Origin of the sequence: Streptomyces sp. NPDC087422 (assembly GCF_044744145.1) — a bacterium.
Classification (GTDB): domain Bacteria; phylum Actinomycetota; class Actinomycetes; order Streptomycetales; family Streptomycetaceae; genus Actinacidiphila.
This window is the reverse complement of record NZ_JBIUXT010000001.1, coordinates 720,885-737,736: the sequence shown is the minus strand read 5'-3', so window position 1 is coordinate 737,736 and position 16,852 is coordinate 720,885. Positions and strand designations below refer to the sequence as shown.

Genomic DNA, 16,852 nt, shown 5'->3' with positions numbered 1-16,852 from the left:
GCGGCCTCCCGCTTGGCGGTACCCCGTCAGGAACTACGCGCGTCCCGCGGCCTCGTCGAACTCCTTGACCAGGCGGCGCGGAGCCGTGCGGCGCCAGGCCTCGGTGAGGAGTTCCGCGAGCTCGTCCGGGTCGACGGAGTCCAGGGCGGCGCGCACCCAGCCGAAGCGGCCGACGTAGGGGGCGGGCGAGAAGGTGCCGGGGTCGGCGGCGATCAGCTCGGTCTGATCCTCCTTGGACGCCTTCAGCGACACATGGGCGCCGTCGGGGTTGCCCATGGCGAAGATCTTCTCGCCGACCCGGAAGGTGTGCTCGCTGCCCCAGGTGATCTGCCGGTGCGCTCGCGGCAGCGCCAGGGCGCTGTCCGCGAACTCCTCGAAGGTGGCCATGCGGCCAGCGTAGGGCGGCCCTGTGACAGCCCGCCCCCGCAGCCCGCCCCCGGACGGGCCGAGGCCCGGCCCGGCCCTCAGGCGAGCCCCGAGGTGCAGCCCTCGTCCGCGTCCTGACAGGCGACCGCCGCGTAGTTGCCCAGGGCGATCTGCGTGAAGTTGGCCAGGCTGGTGGTGCCGGGCGCGAAGTAGCCGGGGTGCCCGCTGGCTCCGGCGGCGCTGATCACCCGGGCGCCGAAGGAGTCGTTGACCGGGTCGGCGCCGTGGCCGAGCCCGGCGATCTCCAGGTGCGGCACATCGCTGATCCAGTCGGAGCTGTCCCGCGCCGCCCACACGTGCGCCGACGTGTGGAGCTGCGAGGCGCGCTGCACGCGCATGCCGGGACTGCCGAAGACCGTGATGTCGGAGACCGAGCGGCCCGGCAGGTCGGGGGCGGCCACCCCGCACAGCACCGAGCCGTAGGAGTGGCAGAAGAGCGACACCTCGGCGTGCTGCGGCAAGGCGCTGAGCAGCGCGTTCAATCGGGTGGCGCCGCGCTCGGCCATGTTGCCCGTCGAGGCGTCCAGGCCGAGCCCCGTCGGCGTGGTGTAGTCCGCCCACGCGATCACGGCCGTCCGCACGCCGGGGTCGGCGGCGCGCTCCGCGTCGTACAGCGCCGTCGCCATGCCGACCGGGGCCGCGTACGACTTGGTGGCGCGCTCGAACGTGAGCAGGTTGGTGTCGACGCCGGGGACGACGACGGAGACCCGCTTGGCGGCCTTCAGGTCGCCGAAGACCTCCGCGACCCGGCCGGAGCCCGTCGGGTCGAAGGAGAGGATCTGCCGGTGGCCGCTGAGCAGCGAGGTGTAGCGCGCGGCCCGCCGCGCCGCGTCGATCCGGCCCGCCACGGTGAATTGGTCGCTGTGCGAGCGCGCGGTCTCCGCGGTGCGGGCCTGCTCGATGGCCGCGTGGTTGGCCCGGTAGCGCAAGGTGAGCGGCGCCCCGTTGAGATTGCCGACGATCAGCGGGTACCGCTCGGTGAGCGCGAGCCGCTGGCCGCCGGTGAGCGACGCGAAGAAGCGCGCGATCGTCCGGGCGCCGCTGTCGGGGTCCGGCAGCTTGTGCGAGGCGATGGTGCCGTGCCGCCAGGACGACAGGGCGGCGGCCCGCGGGTCACCGGCCCCGCCGGGGCGCAGCGCCGTCCAGCCGGTGGTCGCCAGCATGATGAAGACGACCGACAGGGCCAGCAGGGCGCGGATCGACATGGGGCTCAGTCGCGCTTCGAGAAGGCTCACTCGCAGATGCCTCGCGGATTCGTCCCGGGTTCAACCGGGCGGCGGGGATATGGGGGCGGGAGGTGGGGCGTCAGGTGCTGTGGGGCAGTACGTGCGGACAACGGCGTCCCTGGGCGCGGCTCCGCGGTCCAGCGTAGAAGACCCGGACGGGTGGCCGGGTCAAGGGTGAGTCAGATCACGTTTGGAAACGGAATGATCTGACCGGAGGTTACGCGGCTGCCGCCAGTCGGACGCACCCCCCGGTGCCCGCCTCCCGCCGGAAGGCACTCACAAGGCGATACGCGGCCGGTAGACGGCCTCCGCGCGGCATAGCGGTGCCCGCAGCGGGCAATCGAACCGGCAGGACCCGAGGACGGGACCCCGAGGAGGGAACCATGGCTCGACGTTTCGCCACGACCGAACGCTCCCGCGGCACCCGAGTCGAAGTGGAGCGCACCGGCGGCAGGCTCGGCATCATCGGAGTCATCAGCGCGGTCGTGGGCTTCTTCGTCCTGGGCATCGTGTTCGGCCCCGTGGCGGTCGTCTGCGGCTGGCTCGCGATGGGCCGCCGCTGGAGCGGCCGCAAACCCCTGCTGGCCCTGATCGCGCTGTTCCTCGGCGCGCTCGACACACTCATCGCGCTGCTCTACGTAGCCCAGTAGCCCAGTAGCCCCGCCCGCGCCGCGCGGGCGTACGAACGGCCTCCGGGCCGAGAGGGAGAGCCCTCTCGGCCCGGAGGCCGTTGTCGCGCGGAGCCCGGGCGAACCCGAGGCGGAGCCGAACTACGCGTCGCCGCCCGCCGCGCCCGGGTCGGCCGAGGCCACGTCCAGGAGCTGGTAGCGGTCGACGGCCTGCTTCAGCACGGACCGGTCGACCTTGCCGTCGCGGGCCAGCTCGGTGAGGACCGCCAGGACCACCGACTGCGCGTCGATGTGGAAGAAGCGACGGGCCGCGCCACGGGTGTCCGCGAAGCCGAAGCCGTCCGCGCCCAGCGAGGAGTACGTGCCGGGCACCCAGCGCGAGATCTGGTCGGGCACCGCCCGCATCCAGTCCGAGACGGCCACGAACGGCCCCTCGGCCCCGGACAGCTTGCGCGTCACGTACGGCACGCGCTGCTCCTCCTCCGGGTGCAGCAGATTGTGCTCCTCGATCGCGACGGCCTCGCGCCGCAGCTCGTTCCAGGACGTCGCGGACCATACGTCGGCCCGTACGTTCCAGTCCTCGGCGAGGATGCGCTGCGCCTCGACCGCCCACGGCACCGCCACACCCGACGCCATGATCTGCGCGGGGATCGTACCGGCCTCGCCGGTCTTGAAGCGGTAGATGCCCTTGAGGATGCCGTCCACGTCGACGTCCGCGGGCTCGGCCGGGTGCTGGATCGGCTCGTTGTAGACGGTGAGGTAGTAGAAGACGTCCTCGCCCGGCTTGCCGTCCGCGGTCTCGCCGTACATCCGGCGCAGACCGTCCTGCACGATGTGCGCGATCTCGTAGCCGAAGGCGGGGTCGTACGCGACGCAGCCGGGGTTGGTGGAGGCCAGGAGCTGCGAGTGGCCGTCCGCGTGCTGGAGGCCCTCACCGGTCAGCGTGGTGCGGCCCGCGGTCGCGCCCAGCACGAAGCCGCGCGAGAGCTGGTCGGCCATCTGCCAGAACTGGTCGCCGGTGCGCTGGAACCCGAACATCGAGTAGAAGACGTAGACCGGGATCAGCGGCTCGCCGTGCGTGGCGTACGCCGAGCCCGCCGCGATCAGCGACGCCGTACAGCCCGCCTCGGAGATGCCGTCGTGCAGCATCTGCCCGGTCGGCGACTCCTTGTACGCCAGCAGCAGCTCGCGGTCGACCGACTCGTACTGCTGACCCATCGGGTTGTAGATCTTCGCGCTCGGGAAGAACGCGTCCATGCCGAAGGTGCGGTACTCGTCGGGGGCGATCAGCACGAAGCGCTTGCCGATCTCCTTGTCCCGCATCAGGTCCTTCAGGACGCGGACGAACGCCATGGTGGTGGCGATCGACTGCTGGCCCGAGCCCTTCTTCGCGGTCGCGTACGTCTTCTCCGGCGGCAGCGGCAGCGGCTTGGCCCGCACCACGCGCGTGGGCACGTAACCGCCGCACGCCTTGCGGTGGTCGTGCATGTACTGGATCTCTTCGGAGTCCCGGCCGGGGTGGTAGTACGGCGGGTAGCCCTCGTCGAGCCGCTGGTCGGTGATCGGCAGGTGCAGCCGGTCGCGGAAGCGCTTGAGGTCGTCGACCGTCAGCTTCTTCATCTGGTGCGTCGCGTTGCGGCCCTCGAAGTTCGGACCCAGCGTCCAGCCCTTGATGGTCTGCGCGAGGATCACCGTCGGCTGGCCCTTGTGCTCCTTGGCCGCCGTGTAGGCCGCGAAGACCTTGCGGTGGTCGTGGCCGCCGCGCCCGAGGTGCAGGATCTGCTCGTCGGACATGCCTTCGACCATCTTGCGCAGCCGCTGGTCGTCGCCGAAGAAGTGCTCACGGATGTACGAACCGGTCTCGGTCGCGTACGTCTGGAACTGGCCGTCCGGGGTGGTGTTCATCTTGTTGACCAGCAGACCGTCGCGGTCCTGGGCCAGCAGCGGGTCCCAGGAGCGGTCCCAGATCAGCTTGATGACGTTCCAGCCGGCGCCGCGGAACTGCGACTCCAGCTCCTGGATGATCTTGCCGTTGCCGCGCACCGGGCCGTCGAGGCGCTGGAGGTTGCAGTTGACGACGAAGGTCAGGTTGTCCAGGCCCTCGCGGGCGGCGATCGAGAGCTGGCCGAGCGACTCCGGCTCGTCCATCTCGCCGTCGCCGAGGAACGCCCACACGTGCGACGTGGAGGTGTCAGCGATGCCGCGCGCCTCCATGTAGCGGTTCATCCGGGCCTGGTAGATCGCGCCCAGCGGGCCGAGGCCCATCGAGACGGTCGGGAACTCCCAGAAGTCCGGCATCAGCCGCGGGTGCGGGTAGCTGGAAAGGCCGTTCGGCGCCTTCGACTTCTCCTGGCGGAAGGCGTCGAGCTGCGCCTCGCTCAACCGGTCGAGCAGGAAGGCGCGGGCGTAGATGCCGGGGGAGGCGTGGCCCTGGAAGAAGATCTGGTCGCCGCCGAGGCCGTCGTCCTTGCCGCGGAAGAAGTGGTTGAAGCCCACGTCGTAGAGCGAGGCGGAGGAGGCGAAGGTGGCGATGTGGCCGCCGACGCCGATCCCGGGACGCTGGGCGCGGGAGACCATGACCGCCGCGTTCCACCGGGTGGCGTTGAGGATCTTGCGCTCGATCTCCTCGTTGCCCGGGAAGAACGGCTCGTCCTTGGTGGCGATGGTGTTCACGTAGTCGGTGCTGCGCATCTCGGGCACCGCGACGCGCTTCTCGCGCGCGCGCTCGATGAGGCGGAGCATCAGATAGCGGGCCCGCTCACGGCCGCGCTCGTCGATGGCCGCATCGAGCGAGTCGAGCCATTCCGCCGTCTCCTCGGGATCGAAATCCGGGACCTGGCTGGGAAGGCCGCCAATGATGATCGGGTTGCGATCGGATCCGGAAGCCACGCTGTTCCTTCGCTGCTAGGTGGAGCTCTGCTGGGTCGCGCCGCCTCCATCGTGTACCGCGTCGTTCGATACGTCATCTCTACCGAGCGGTAACCGCAGCTCATGAGCCGCGCGGCCCCAGGGCCGGTGGTCGGCCGGGAGCCTCCCGGCCTGAGGTTGGGGGAGGCCAAACCTGAACTCTACGCCCAGTCGCTCGTACGACCGACTCGCGGCTCCAATCACGCACAACACCGGCAAACCGCCGTGATGTGCGTCACCATTGAGTGTGCGGGTTGCGGTGACACGGTCGAATCGTCACCGTTTCGACGGTCTCGTACGCCGGGTACTTGCGCGATCCGCCCAGCCCGTGTGGACTACCGCCAATAACCCGCACAGGCGCGGGCAGATTTTCCCCATGACAGGAGGCAAAGCGTGAGCGCGACCGCGGACCACGCGGAGGAGCGGACCAACCCGGCGAGCCGGCTTGGTTTCGAGCCCGGACAGGTGGTCCAGGAGCTCGGGTACGACGAGGATTGCGACCAGGAGCTTCGAGAGGGTATCGAGGAGCTCACGGGCGAGGAGCTCGCCGATGAGGAGTACGACGACGTGCCCGACGCCGTCCTGCTGTGGTTCCGCGAGGACGACGGCGACCTCACCGACGCACTCGTCGACGCCACGTCGACGGTCGACCCCGGCGCCCCGATCTGGCTCATGACCCCGAAGACCGGGCGTGACGGCCACGTCGAGCCCAGCGAGATCGGAGAGGCCGCGCAGACCGCGGGCCTCGCCCAGACCAGCAGCGTCAACGCCGCCAAGGACTGGACCGGCAGCCGTCTCGTGACACCCAAGACGGCCCGCGCGGGGAAGCGGTAGCTTTCCCGGCACCGGCGGCCCGCCGCAGGGGTTGCGCCCCGCGGCCGTCCGTCGCCCGTCACACGCTGGCCGCGCGGTTCCCCGCGCCCCCTCGGGGGAGCGGGGAACCGCGCGCTTGGCCCACCCTGTGTCGCGGCCCTGCGGCGGTCGCGACGGCCGCGCCGGGTCCCGCGCCTCCCCCGAGAAGGGACGCCCGCGCGATGAGCGAGATCAGCGCAGCCCACGAGATCCCCGCGGTCGGCGCCCCGGCACCCGACTTCGCCCTGCCCGACCAGCACGGCCGTACCGTGCGCCTGGCCGACTTCCGCGGCCGGAAGAACGTCGTGCTGCTCTTCTACCCCTTCGCCTTCACCGGCGTGTGCACCGGCGAGCTGTGCGCGCTGCGCGACGAGCTGCCCGCGTTCCAGAACGCGGACGTGCAACTGCTCGCCGTCTCCTGCGACTCGATGCACTCGCTGCGGGTCTTCGCCGACCAGGAGGGCCTGGACTACCCGCTGCTGTCCGACTTCTGGCCGCACGGCGCGGTCTCCCGCGCCTACGGCGTCTTCGCCGAGGACAAGGGCTGCGCCCTGCGCGGCACCTTCGTCATCGACAAGGAGGGCACCGTGCGCTGGACCGTCGTCAACGGGCTGCCGGACGCCCGCGATCTTCACGACTACGCAAAGGCGCTCGAATCGCTGTAGACCTCGGGAACCCGTCACTAAGCTCGGCACGTTGATCCGGCACCAGCGCAGGATCTGTGCACGCGTACGCCACGCACACAGCACGCACGAACCGATTTGGGAGGACTCGTGGGAGTCAGCCTCAGCAAGGGTGGCAACGTCTCGCTGACCAAGGAGGCGCCGAATCTCACGGCCGTCGTCGTCGGTCTGGGCTGGGACGCCCGCACCACCACCGGCAACGACTTCGACCTCGACGCGAGCGCGCTGCTCACCAGCGACCAGGGCAAGGTGCTCTCCGACGCGCACTTCGTCTTCTTCAACAACCTCACCAGCCCCGACGGCTCCGTGGTGCACACCGGTGACAACCTCACCGGTGAGGGCGAGGGCGACGACGAGGTCATCAACGTGAATCTGGCCGGTGTCCCGGCCGATGTCGCGAAGATCGTCTTCCCCGTCTCCATCTACGAGGCCGAGAGCCGCCAGCAGAGCTTCGGCCAGGTGCGCAACGCCTACATCCGGGTGCTCAACGCGGCGGACCAGCGCGAGCTGGCCCGCTACGACCTGACCGAGGACGCCTCCACCGAGACCGCCATGGTCTTCGGCGAGCTGTACCGGCACGGCGCGGAGTGGAAGTTCCGCGCCATCGGCCAGGGGTACGCCTCGGGACTGCGCGGCATCGCCCAGGACTTCGGCGTCAACGTCTGATCGCGGTGCGGCGCCCGGCCACCGGGCGCCGCCCGTCCCTGGCGGACCCAGGACCCAGGGCCCACCCAGCACCCAGGACCCACCCAGCACACCCTGCGACGGGGAGGAACGAAACACGATGGGCGTCACGCTCGCCAAGGGAGGCAATGTCTCCCTCTCCAAGGCCGCGCCGAATCTCACCAAGGTGCAGATCGGTCTCGGCTGGAGTTCCCGCTCGACCACCGGAGCCGACTTCGACCTGGACGCCAGCGCGCTGCTCTGCGGCAACGGCCGGGTCCTGGGAGACGAGTTCTTCGTCTTCTACAACAATCTCAAGAGCCCGGAGGGTTCCGTCGAGCACACCGGCGACGAACTGGTCGGCGGCACCGGCGGTGACGACGAGACGATCCTGGTGGACCTGAGCCTCGTCCCCGAGCGCGTCGACAAGATCGTCTTCCCGGTCTCGATCTACGACGCCGACGCCCGTTCCCAGACCTTCGGCCAGGTCAGCAACGCGTACATCCGGGTGCTCAACCAGGCGGACGGCGCCGAACTGGCCCGTTACGACCTGACCGAGGACGCCTCGACCGAGACCGCGATGATCTTCGGCGAGCTCTACCGCTACAGCGGCGAGTGGAAGTTCCGTGCGGTAGGTCAGGGGTACGCCTCCGGACTGCGCGGCATCGCCCTAGACTTCGGGGTCAACGTTTCGTAAAGCCGCGTACCTCGCGGGGGTCCTCGTGATCATCAGGGAAATAGGTAGGTAGCTCGTGCTCCTCAGAACATTCGGCTGGTCGTTCGGCATCACTGCCGCCGGCCTCGCCCTGGCCGGCGTCCTCTGGGGCTGGAAGGGCCTGGCCATTGTCGCGATCCTGTCGGTCCTCGAGATCTCACTCTCGTTCGACAACGCGGTGATCAACGCGGGCATCCTCCGCAAGATGAATGCCTTCTGGCAGAAGATGTTCCTCACCATCGGCGTGCTGATCGCCGTCTTCGGCATGAGGCTCGTCTTCCCGATCATCATCGTCGCCATCACGGCCAAGCTCAGTCCGTGGGAAGCGGTCAGGGTCGCGATCAACGACCACGACCGCTACGAGGCGCTGGTCACCGGCGCGCACCCGGCGATCGCCGCCTTCGGCGGCATGTTCCTGCTGATGATCTTCCTCGACTTCATCTTCGAGGAGCGGGAGATCACCTGGCTGGGCTGGCTGGAGAAGCCGCTGGCCAAGGTCGGCAAGCTGGACATGCTCTCCGTCGTGGTCGCGCTGGTCGCGCTGCTCGTCGCCGCCACCACCGTCGCCACCGGCGTCCCGCTGCACGGCGGTCACGGCACCATCGACAAGGGCGAGACGGTGCTGCTGGCGGGCGTCGGCGGCCTGCTCACGTATCTCATCGTCGGCGGTGTCTCCAGCTTCTTCGAGGAGCGGCTGGAGGACGACGACGAGGACGGCGCGGACGACGAGGACGGCGCGGAAGCGGGCGGAGCGGAGCCCGTCGCGGCGAAGAGCGGCAACGGCGTCAGCACCGGACAGGTCGCGGGCCTGGCGGGCAAGGCCGCGTTCTTCATGTTCCTCTACCTCGAAGTCATCGACGCGTCCTTCTCCTTCGACGGTGTCGTCGGCGCCTTCGCGGTCAGCAACGACATCTTCGAGATCGCGCTGGGTCTCGGCATCGGCGCGATGTACATCAGGTCGCTGACCGTCTTCCTGGTCCGCAAGGGCACCCTGGACGACTACGTCTACCTGGAGCACGGCGCGCACTACGCGATCGGCGCGCTGGCCGTCATCCTGCTCGTCACGATCAAGTACGACGTCAGCGAGGTCATCACCGGTCTGGTCGGCGTGGTGCTGATCGCCGCTTCGTACTGGTCCTCGGTGGTACGCAACCGCCGACTCGGGGAAGACTCCGGGCAACCGGACGGTGACAAGGACGACGACAAGGCGGAAGTCGCGAGCGGGGTCTGACCCCGGTCGCGCCAGCGCTGCCCCCGCCGTCCGGCGGGGGCAGCCTCATGTCAGGGGAGGGCGAGGGCAGATGGCCTGGTGGAGTTTTCTGCGGCCGAGCGGCGGGCAGCAGTTCGACGTCGCGAACGCGCACACCGTGGAACTCACCAAGCGGCACCCGATGGTGTCGCTGACCAAGCAGGGAGCGGCCGTCGGCAACCTCCGGGTCAACCTCTCGTGGTCGATGCGGACATCCGACACCGGTGGCTGGGCCACCTCCAACGGCGGGTTCTTCCGCCGCCAGCTCGACGTCTTCAAACCGCGCGTGGTGCAGGCGGCCGGACCCGCCATGGTCAATGTCGACCTCGACCTGGCCTGCATGTACGAACTGGCCGACGGGAGCAAGGGAGTTGTCCAGCCGCTCGGCAATCTGCTGGGCGACCTGGACGCGCCGCCGTACATCCAGATGAGCGGCGACGACCGGTTCGGCGGCACCTCGGGCGAGACGCTGTACATCAACTTCGACAAGCGGGACGAATTCCGGCGGCTGCTGGTCTTCGTCTACATCTACGACGGCACGCCCGCCTTCGACCGCACGCACGCGAAGGTCGAGATCTTCCCGACCTCGGGCCCGCGCATCGAGATCCCGCTCAACGAGCGGGAGCCGCAGGCCCGTTCGTGCGCCGTCGTGCTGATCGAGAACCGCAAGGGCGAGCTGGTGGTGCGCCGCGAGGTCAGGTACGTCTACGGCTTCCAGGCCGAGATCGACCGGCTCTACGGCTGGGGCCTCCAGTGGGGCCGCGGCTACAAGTCCAAGGTCTGACCGCGTCCGGCGGGCTGTCCGCGCGGGTCAGCTGCCCGACTGGAACTGAGGTCCCTGCGGCGGCAGTTGGAAGCCGCCGTCGTTGGCGGCGGCGGCCACCGGCTGCGGGTAGCCGTACGCCGGGTAGCCCTGCTGCGGCTGCTGGTGGACCGCAGGGGCCGTGGTGGCCGCCACGGGCTGCGGGTAGCCGTAGGCGGGCTGTGCGGGCACGTGGCCGGGCGAGGGAGCCTGGAGCGGGTATCCGTACGCACTGGTGGGCGCGGGCTCCGGCTCCTGGGCGTACGGCGCGGTCTGCTGGGACACCGGCCCGGCCGTGGGCGGCGCCGCCGGGGAGACGGTGGGCGGCGCGGTCGTGGCCGGTACGGCGGTACGGTCGGAGTCGCCGCCCTCGACGTCGTCCACCGCGATGCCGAATTCGGTGGCCACGCCGACCAGACCGGTGTCGTACCCCTGGCCCAGGGCGCGGAATTTCCAGCCGCCGTCCTTGCGGTAGATCTCGCCGCAGTTCAGGGCGGTCTCGTAGCCGGTGTCGGGGCGCACCTCGAAGGTGATGACGGGCGCGTGCTGCGGCCCCGTGGTGTCGTAGAGGAGCACGCACAGGTCCTGGACCTGCGCGAAGGGGCCGCCGTCGCAGGAGGCGACGATCACGACGCGGTCCACGTCGGAGCCGAGGGCGGCCAGGTCGACCTCGACGGTGTCGGTCAGGCTGCCGGAGACGCGTTTCTTGGGCAGGTGACGGGCGAGCCCCGAGGGGTGGCGCGGTTCGTTGTAGAAGACGAAGTCGGCGTCGGAACGGACCTTGCCGTTGGAACCGAGCAGCAGCACGGAGGCGTCAACATCGGGGGAACCGGACGCCGGGGTCCAGCGCAGTACCGCCCGGATTCCGGGGGCGTCCAGTGGGGTGTTCGAGCCCTTCACCATCACGTGCGTCATACCGGTCATCCTGCCCTCCCCGTGGCGTGCGCCACAACGCCGGGCGGGACGGTCACGCGGTGGACCCGCCGCGGTTACCTGTTTTTCACGTGTGGAGGGAACCTCTACCCCATGCTCGCACGTACGATAATCGGCCAGATATCATCGGGCTCACTACCTCGAAATGGGGCGTATGCGACACTTCGGGCACCTCGCTCCTGAAGCCAGGAGCGAACTGTTTCACCGCGAGCCGCAGGAGTTCACTGCCGACTCGCCCGCACGCATGCTCGCGGTCGCCCTCGGCGCCACCCTCTACAGCCCCGCCACCCGCCCGCAGCTCGCGGACGACGTGGTGAAGCAGGCCGCCCGGGGTGTGGTGTCGATGGTCCTGTGCCTGGAGGACTCCATCGACGACCGCGACGTCGTCGCAGGTGAGGCCAATCTCGTCCGGCAGTTCGCCGATCTCGCGACCCGGCCGGAGGCGGCCCTTCCGCTGCTGTTCATCCGGGTCCGCACGCCCGCGCAGATCACCGACCTGGTGACACGGCTCGGCGGCACCGTGGAACTGCTGTCCGGATTCGTGCTGCCCAAGTTCACCGAGGAGACCGGCGTCCCCTTCCTGGAGGCCATGGCGCACGCGGAGGCCGCCAGCGGGCGGCGCCTTTTCGCCATGCCCGTACTGGAGTCCCCGCAGCTCCTGCACCTGGAGAGCCGGGTCGAGACGCTCTACGGGATATCCAGGACGGTCGACAAATACCGCGAGCGGGTGCTCGCCCTGCGCCTGGGCGTCACCGACTTCTGCTCCTCCTACGGTCTGCGCCGCGCTCCCGCGATGACCGCCTACGACGTGCAGATCGTCGCCTCGGTGATCGCCGACGTGGTCAACGTCCTCGGCCGCGCCGACGGCAGCGGCTTCACCGTGACGGGACCGGTCTGGGAGTACTTCAGGCACCACGAGCGGATGTTCAAGCCGCAACTGCGCCGCAGCCCCTTCACCCCCGAGGCCGAGGACCTGCGCGACACCCTCATCGAGCGCGACATGGACGGACTGCTCCGCGAGATCGAGCTGGACCGCGCCAACGGCCTCCAGGGCAAGACCTGCATCCACCCCACCCACGTGCCCGTCGTGCACGCGCTGAGCGTCGTCACGCACGAGGAGTTCTGCGACGCGGCCGACATACTCGACGAGGACCGCTCCGGCGGCGGCGTCATGCGGTCCGCGTACACCAACAAGATGAACGAGGTGAAGCCGCACCGCGCCTGGGCGGAGCGCACCATGCGCCGCGCCGAGGTTTTCGGCGTCGCCCAGGAGGACATCGGCTTCGTGGAACTGCTCGCGGCGAGCCTGCCGCAGTCCTGAGCGCGGTCCCGGAACAGCCTCCAGCGCAGTCCTGAGCACGGCCAGGCGCCGCGCCCAGCCCTGAGCACGGCCCCCGCGCCGCGCTCGCACCGAACGGAAGAGAAGCACCGCATGGCAACGCACACGCCCTGGCCGGGCCAGTGGGTCGCGGACCGGCTGGGCATCGGCCTGGTGGGCGAGGGCCTGCACGGAGTGCTCGGCCTCGCGCTGCGCCGCAACCCCAAGCGCGCCCACCTGCTGGTCTCCAACATCCTCGGCAAGCACGTCCCGCAGGACCCGCGCGCGGTCTACGGCTCCGCGTACGCGCTCGGCGAGCGGGTCCGCGACCTGCTCGGCCCGGACGCGGTCGCCGACGCCGTGGTCCTCGGCTACGCCGAGACCGCGACGGGACTCGGCCACTGCGTCGCCGACGGCGTCGGCGGTGTGCCGTACCTGCACTCCACCCGGCGCGAGGTCGCGGGCGTCGCGGCGGGCGGCGGCTTCCAGGAGGAGCACAGCCACGCCACCGGGCACCTGCTGCTCCCCGAGGACCCGGCGCTGCTGGCGGGCAGCGGCCCGCTGGTCCTGGTCGACGACGAGTTCTCCACCGGCCAGACCATCCTCAACACCATCCGTGACCTGCACGGACGCCACCCGCGCGAGCGGTATGTGGTGGTCGCCCTGACCGACATGCGGTCCGCCGCCGACCAGGCGCGGCTGGAGGACTTCGCGGCGGAACTCGGCGCCCGCGTGGACGTCGTCGCCCTGGTCGCGGGGGCCGTCACGCTCCCCGAGGGCGTGCTGGAGCGCGGACAGGCCCTGGTGGCCGCCCACGAGACGCCGCCGCCCGCGCCCGCCGACTACTACGACCTCACGCACGTCGAGCTGGACTGGCCGGCCGGGGTGCCGGACGGCGGCAGGCACGGCTTCCTGCCCGAGCACCGCGCCGCCCTGGAGGCCGCGCTGCCCGCGATGGGACAGCGGCTGGCCGCCGCGCTCCCGCCCGGCGCCCGCCGCGTCCTCGTCCTCGGCAACGAGGAGCTGATGTACGCCCCGCTGCGGCTGGCGGAGGCGCTGCGACGGCACACCGCCGCAGCGGACGCCGGCCTTGAGGGCCTGGGGCGGCACACCGCCGCAGCGGACGCGGGCCTTGGGGGCTCGCAGGCGGCCCCTGGCAGCGCTCTCGATGTGCGCTACTCCACCACCACCCGCTCGCCGGTGCTGGCCGTCGACGACCCCGGCTACGCCATCCGCAGCCGGATCGTGTTCCCCGCCCACGACGAGCCCAGCGACGGCCCCGGCGACCGGTACGCGTACAACGTGGCGGGCGCGGGCTTCGACGCGGTCGTCTGCGTCATCGACTCCGCGGGCGAGACCCCCGAGCTGTACGGGCCCGGCGGCCTGATCGCCCAGCTCGCCGCGCACACCGACCGCGTACTGGTCGCCGTCGTCCCCACCTACCGGCCGCGGCCCCGGCTGCACGCCCGGTTGCGGTCCCGGCTCACCGCCGGAACCGAGTCCCGTCCCCGACCGAACGGACACGCCGCCCCGATGAGCCCCGCCCCTGTGAGCGCCACCGCCCGACCGCTGCCCGAGCCCCTGCGCGGCCCCGCCTTCTCGTCGTACGCGGCGGACGAGGTCGGCTGGCTGCTCAAGGACCTGTCGGAGGTCGAGCTGGAAGCGCCGACCGAGGAGCGCGAGGAGGCCATCCAGAGCGGCGGCGCGCACTACGCCGAGTCGCTGCCCGTCGAGTACCAGCCGAGCGCCGCCTACCAGGACCTGTTCAAGGCCGCCCTCGACGGCTCCGCCGAACGCATCGCGCGCGCGGTCGGCGCCGTCACCGAACTCGTGCTCGCCGAGCGCGGCCCGGACGCCGTCCTGGTCTCGCTGGCCCGCGCGGGCACCCCGGTCGGCGTGCTGATGCGCCGCTGGGCACGGCACGCGCACGGCCTGGACCTGCCGCACTACGCCGTCTCCATCGTCCGCGGCCGGGGCATCGACCGCAACGCGCTGAGCTGGCTGGCCGCCCACCACGACGCGGCGAACGCCGTGTTCGTCGACGGCTGGACGGGCAAGGGCGCCATCACCCGCGAACTGGCCGAAGCCGTCAAGGACTTCGACGGCGAAGGCGTCTTCGACCCGGACATCGCGGTGCTCGCCGACCCCGGCGGCTGCGTGTCCACCTACGGCACCCGTGACGACTTCCTGATCCCCTCCGCGTGCCTCAACTCCACGGTCTCCGGCCTCATTTCGCGCACCGTGCTGCGCGCCGACCTGACCGGGCCCGACGACTACCACGGCGCGAAGTTCTACCGCGAGCTGGCGGGCGCCGACGTCTCCGGGCTCTTCCTCGACACCGTCACCGCCGCCTTCGACCGGGTCGGCGACGCCGTCGCCGAGGACGTCAAGTCGCTGCGCTCCGCCGACCGTTCACCCACCTGGGCGGGCTGGGCCGCGGTCGAGCGGATCAGCGAGGAGTACGGCATCGGCGACGTGAACCTCGTCAAGCCCGGCGTCGGCGAGACCACCCGCGTGCTGCTGCGCCGGGTGCCCTGGAAGATCCTCGCCCAGCGCGGCGTCGGCGCCGACCTCGACCACGTCCGCCTGCTGGCCGCACAGCGCGGCGTACCGGTCGAGGAGGTGGACGGACTGCCGTACTCCTGCGTGGGTCTCATCCACCCCCGCTACACCCGAGGGGCCACCGGGACCGACGGCAAGGCGGTGGACGCGAAGTGAGTACCCGTCAGAACCGCACGCTGGTCGCCAGCGACCTCGACCGCACCCTGATCTACTCCACGGCGGCGCTCGCCCTCACCATGGCCGACGAGCACGCGCCGCGCCTGCTCTGCGTCGAGGTGCACGAGGCCAAGCCGCTGTCCTACATGACCGAGACCGCCGCCGCGCTGCTGGTGCGACTCGCCGCGGAGGCCGGGCAGTTCGTGCCCTCCACCACCCGCACCCGCAAGCAGTACCGCCGGATCAGCCTGCCGGGACCCCAGCCGCGGTACGCCATCTGCGCCAACGGCGGCCACCTCCTGGTCGACGGCCGCACCGACCATGACTGGAACGCCGAGATCCGCCGCCGTCTCGCCGACGGCTCCGCGCCGCTGGACGAGGTACGCGCCCACCTCGCCGCCACCGCCGACCCCGCGTGGCTGCGCAAGGAGCGCATCGCGGAAGACCTCTTCGCCTACCTCGTGGTCGACCGCGAGCGCCTCCCCGCCGGCTGGGTCAAGGAACTCGCCGCCTGGGCCGAACCCCGCGGCTGGACCGTCTCCCTCCAGGGCCGCAAGATCTACGCCGTGCCGCTGCCGCTCAGCAAGTCCGCCGCCCTCGCCGAGGTCGTCCGCCGCACCGGCGCCGACCGCGTCCTCGCCGCCGGCGACTCCCTCCTCGACGCCGATCTGCTCCTCGCCGCCGATGAGGGCTGGCGCCCCGGCCACGGCGAGCTGGCCGACTCCGGCTGGACCGCCCCCCACGTCACCGGCCTCGCCACGGTCGGCGTCGCCGCCGGCGAAGAGATCATCCTGCGGATGCGCAACGCCCTCTAACGCCGCCCCCGCGCAGGGCCAGCCTGCCCCAGGGCCCTGTTTTCAGGGGCACGCAGCAGGTGCGCTGCGGTCGCGCAGGTCCTGTTTTTAGGGGCGCGGGGAACTGCGCGACCAGCCACCGACGGTGGCGCGCCTTGAAAACCGGCCCCAGCGGGGCAGACGCTGTCTGTTCTCGGGCTGACAGCCCGGTGGGGGCGGGCCGCGCAGTTCCCCGCGCCCCCAAAAAAGCGCGTGGCCGGCGCCCCGGCGGAGAGGAACCGCTCCGGGGCCCGGGGTCAGTGCCCCGGGGCCACCACCCGGGTGCAATAGGCGCGGGAGCGCTCTACGCGTCGCGCGTTGGGCCGCTCGCTCGCAGCGATAAAGGCCCGGGCCTCAAGCTCGCTGCGCCCCCCGCGCACGTGCCGTCGCAGCAGCCGCCGCTCACGCAGCTGACGCGGCGCGTCGACGTACCAGAGCTCGTCCAGCAGGTCACGGACCTGCTCCCACCCGGCACCGTCGTCGGCGAGGTAATTGCCCTCGGTGACGACGAGCCGGACACCGGGCGCGACGACCAGCCCGGCGGCCACCGGCTCGTCCAGGCGCCGGTCGAAGTCGGGCGCGTAAACCGGGTGTTGACGGTCACCGCGCAGCCGCCGCAGCAGGTGGACGTAGCCGTCCACGTCGAACGTCTCGGGCGCGCCCTTGCGGTCCCGCAGCCTCAGCCGGTCCAACTGGGCGTTGGACAGATGGAACCCGTCCATCGGCACATACGCGGCCGTCCCCGCGCCCACCCGGTCGTTCACCCCGGACACCAGCCGCCGCGCCAGAGTCGACTTCCCGGCGGCCGGGGCGCCCGCCAGCCCCAGCAGAGCCCTCCGGCCTGGAATGCTGGGGACCAAGGCGACCGCGTCATCCACGAGCATTCCGTCACCCTAGG

At 71.1% G+C, this 16,852-nt stretch carries 15 protein-coding genes; 10 read left to right on the top strand and 5 right to left on the bottom strand.

Annotation, left to right across the window (positions count from 1 at the left end):
* Nucleotides 1-33 precede the first annotated feature (33 nt).
* Together ACIO6U_RS03480 and ACIO6U_RS03475 are read right to left on the bottom strand one after the other, a co-directional pair.
* Nucleotides 34-387, bottom strand: a complete 354-nt coding sequence (locus ACIO6U_RS03480) for an MmcQ/YjbR family DNA-binding protein (protein ID WP_355344822.1) — start codon at nucleotides 385-387, stop codon at nucleotides 34-36.
* 77 nt (nucleotides 388-464) lie between these two features.
* Nucleotides 465-1,631, bottom strand: coding sequence for an alpha/beta hydrolase (locus tag ACIO6U_RS03475; protein WP_355344870.1), 1,167 nt, complete (start codon nucleotides 1,629-1,631; stop codon nucleotides 465-467).
* Nucleotides 1,632-2,035: 404 nt separating this feature from the next.
* On the opposite strand from ACIO6U_RS03475, the gene ACIO6U_RS03470 reads away from it, so the two are divergent.
* Nucleotides 2,036-2,302, top strand: coding sequence for a small hydrophobic protein (locus ACIO6U_RS03470; protein WP_355344825.1), 267 nt, complete (start codon nucleotides 2,036-2,038; stop codon nucleotides 2,300-2,302).
* Between the two features lie 120 nt (nucleotides 2,303-2,422).
* Here the strand turns inward: ACIO6U_RS03470 and aceE are convergent, their stop codons facing one another.
* A complete protein-coding gene (aceE, locus tag ACIO6U_RS03465; protein ID WP_355344828.1) occupies nucleotides 2,423-5,170 on the bottom strand; it encodes a pyruvate dehydrogenase (acetyl-transferring), homodimeric type in 2,748 nt (915 codons plus the stop codon).
* A gap of 411 nt (nucleotides 5,171-5,581) precedes the next feature.
* On the opposite strand from aceE, the gene ACIO6U_RS03460 reads away from it, so the two are divergent.
* From ACIO6U_RS03460 to ACIO6U_RS03435, 6 genes are all read left to right on the top strand, one after another.
* The gene (locus tag ACIO6U_RS03460; RefSeq protein ID WP_188285110.1) at nucleotides 5,582-6,022 is read left to right on the top strand and encodes a DUF3052 domain-containing protein; all 441 of its coding nucleotides are present in this window, start codon (nucleotides 5,582-5,584) and stop codon (nucleotides 6,020-6,022) included.
* A gap of 200 nt (nucleotides 6,023-6,222) precedes the next feature.
* Nucleotides 6,223-6,705, top strand: coding sequence for a redoxin domain-containing protein (locus tag ACIO6U_RS03455; RefSeq protein WP_391047347.1), 483 nt, complete (start codon nucleotides 6,223-6,225; stop codon nucleotides 6,703-6,705).
* Between the two features lie 108 nt (nucleotides 6,706-6,813).
* A complete protein-coding gene (locus tag ACIO6U_RS03450) occupies nucleotides 6,814-7,389 on the top strand; it encodes a TerD family protein (protein WP_188285108.1) in 576 nt (191 codons plus the stop codon).
* Between the two features lie 118 nt (nucleotides 7,390-7,507).
* Complete coding sequence (locus ACIO6U_RS03445; protein ID WP_355349942.1) at nucleotides 7,508-8,083, top strand: TerD family protein; 576 nt, start codon at nucleotides 7,508-7,510, stop codon at nucleotides 8,081-8,083.
* A gap of 55 nt (nucleotides 8,084-8,138) precedes the next feature.
* The gene (locus ACIO6U_RS03440; protein WP_401715237.1) at nucleotides 8,139-9,332 is read left to right on the top strand and encodes a DUF475 domain-containing protein; all 1,194 of its coding nucleotides are present in this window, start codon (nucleotides 8,139-8,141) and stop codon (nucleotides 9,330-9,332) included.
* Between the two features lie 70 nt (nucleotides 9,333-9,402).
* Nucleotides 9,403-10,134 carry a Tellurium resistance gene (locus ACIO6U_RS03435; protein WP_391047344.1) on the top strand — a complete coding sequence of 244 codons (732 nt, stop codon included), beginning with the start codon at nucleotides 9,403-9,405 and terminating at the stop codon, nucleotides 10,132-10,134.
* Nucleotides 10,135-10,161: 27 nt separating this feature from the next.
* Here ACIO6U_RS03435 and ACIO6U_RS03430 read toward each other — a convergent pair whose 3' ends face one another.
* Nucleotides 10,162-11,076: a TerD family protein gene (locus tag ACIO6U_RS03430; protein ID WP_355349950.1), complete on the bottom strand. Its 915-nt coding sequence runs from the start codon at nucleotides 11,074-11,076 to the stop codon at nucleotides 10,162-10,164.
* Between the two features lie 163 nt (nucleotides 11,077-11,239).
* On the opposite strand from ACIO6U_RS03430, the gene ACIO6U_RS03425 reads away from it, so the two are divergent.
* The 3 genes from ACIO6U_RS03425 to ACIO6U_RS03415 all read left to right on the top strand — a co-directional run bounded on the left by ACIO6U_RS03425 (nucleotide 11,240) and on the right by ACIO6U_RS03415 (nucleotide 15,936).
* Entirely contained in the window at nucleotides 11,240-12,406 is a 1,167-nt protein-coding gene (locus ACIO6U_RS03425; RefSeq protein WP_355349953.1) for an HpcH/HpaI aldolase/citrate lyase family protein, read from the top strand.
* Nucleotides 12,407-12,517: 111 nt separating this feature from the next.
* On the top strand, nucleotides 12,518-15,121 hold the full coding sequence (locus ACIO6U_RS03420; RefSeq protein WP_401715234.1) for a phosphoribosyltransferase: 2,604 nt from the start codon (nucleotides 12,518-12,520) through the stop codon (nucleotides 15,119-15,121).
* Nucleotides 15,118-15,936, top strand: coding sequence for an HAD family hydrolase (locus ACIO6U_RS03415; RefSeq protein ID WP_355349959.1), 819 nt, complete (start codon nucleotides 15,118-15,120; stop codon nucleotides 15,934-15,936). The genes ACIO6U_RS03420 and ACIO6U_RS03415 overlap by 4 nt, the downstream gene beginning before the upstream one ends.
* 275 nt (nucleotides 15,937-16,211) lie before the next feature.
* Here ACIO6U_RS03415 and ACIO6U_RS03410 read toward each other — a convergent pair whose 3' ends face one another.
* Complete coding sequence (locus ACIO6U_RS03410) at nucleotides 16,212-16,838, bottom strand: nucleoside/nucleotide kinase family protein (RefSeq protein ID WP_401715232.1); 627 nt, start codon at nucleotides 16,836-16,838, stop codon at nucleotides 16,212-16,214.
* Nucleotides 16,839-16,852: the final 14 nt, after the last annotated feature.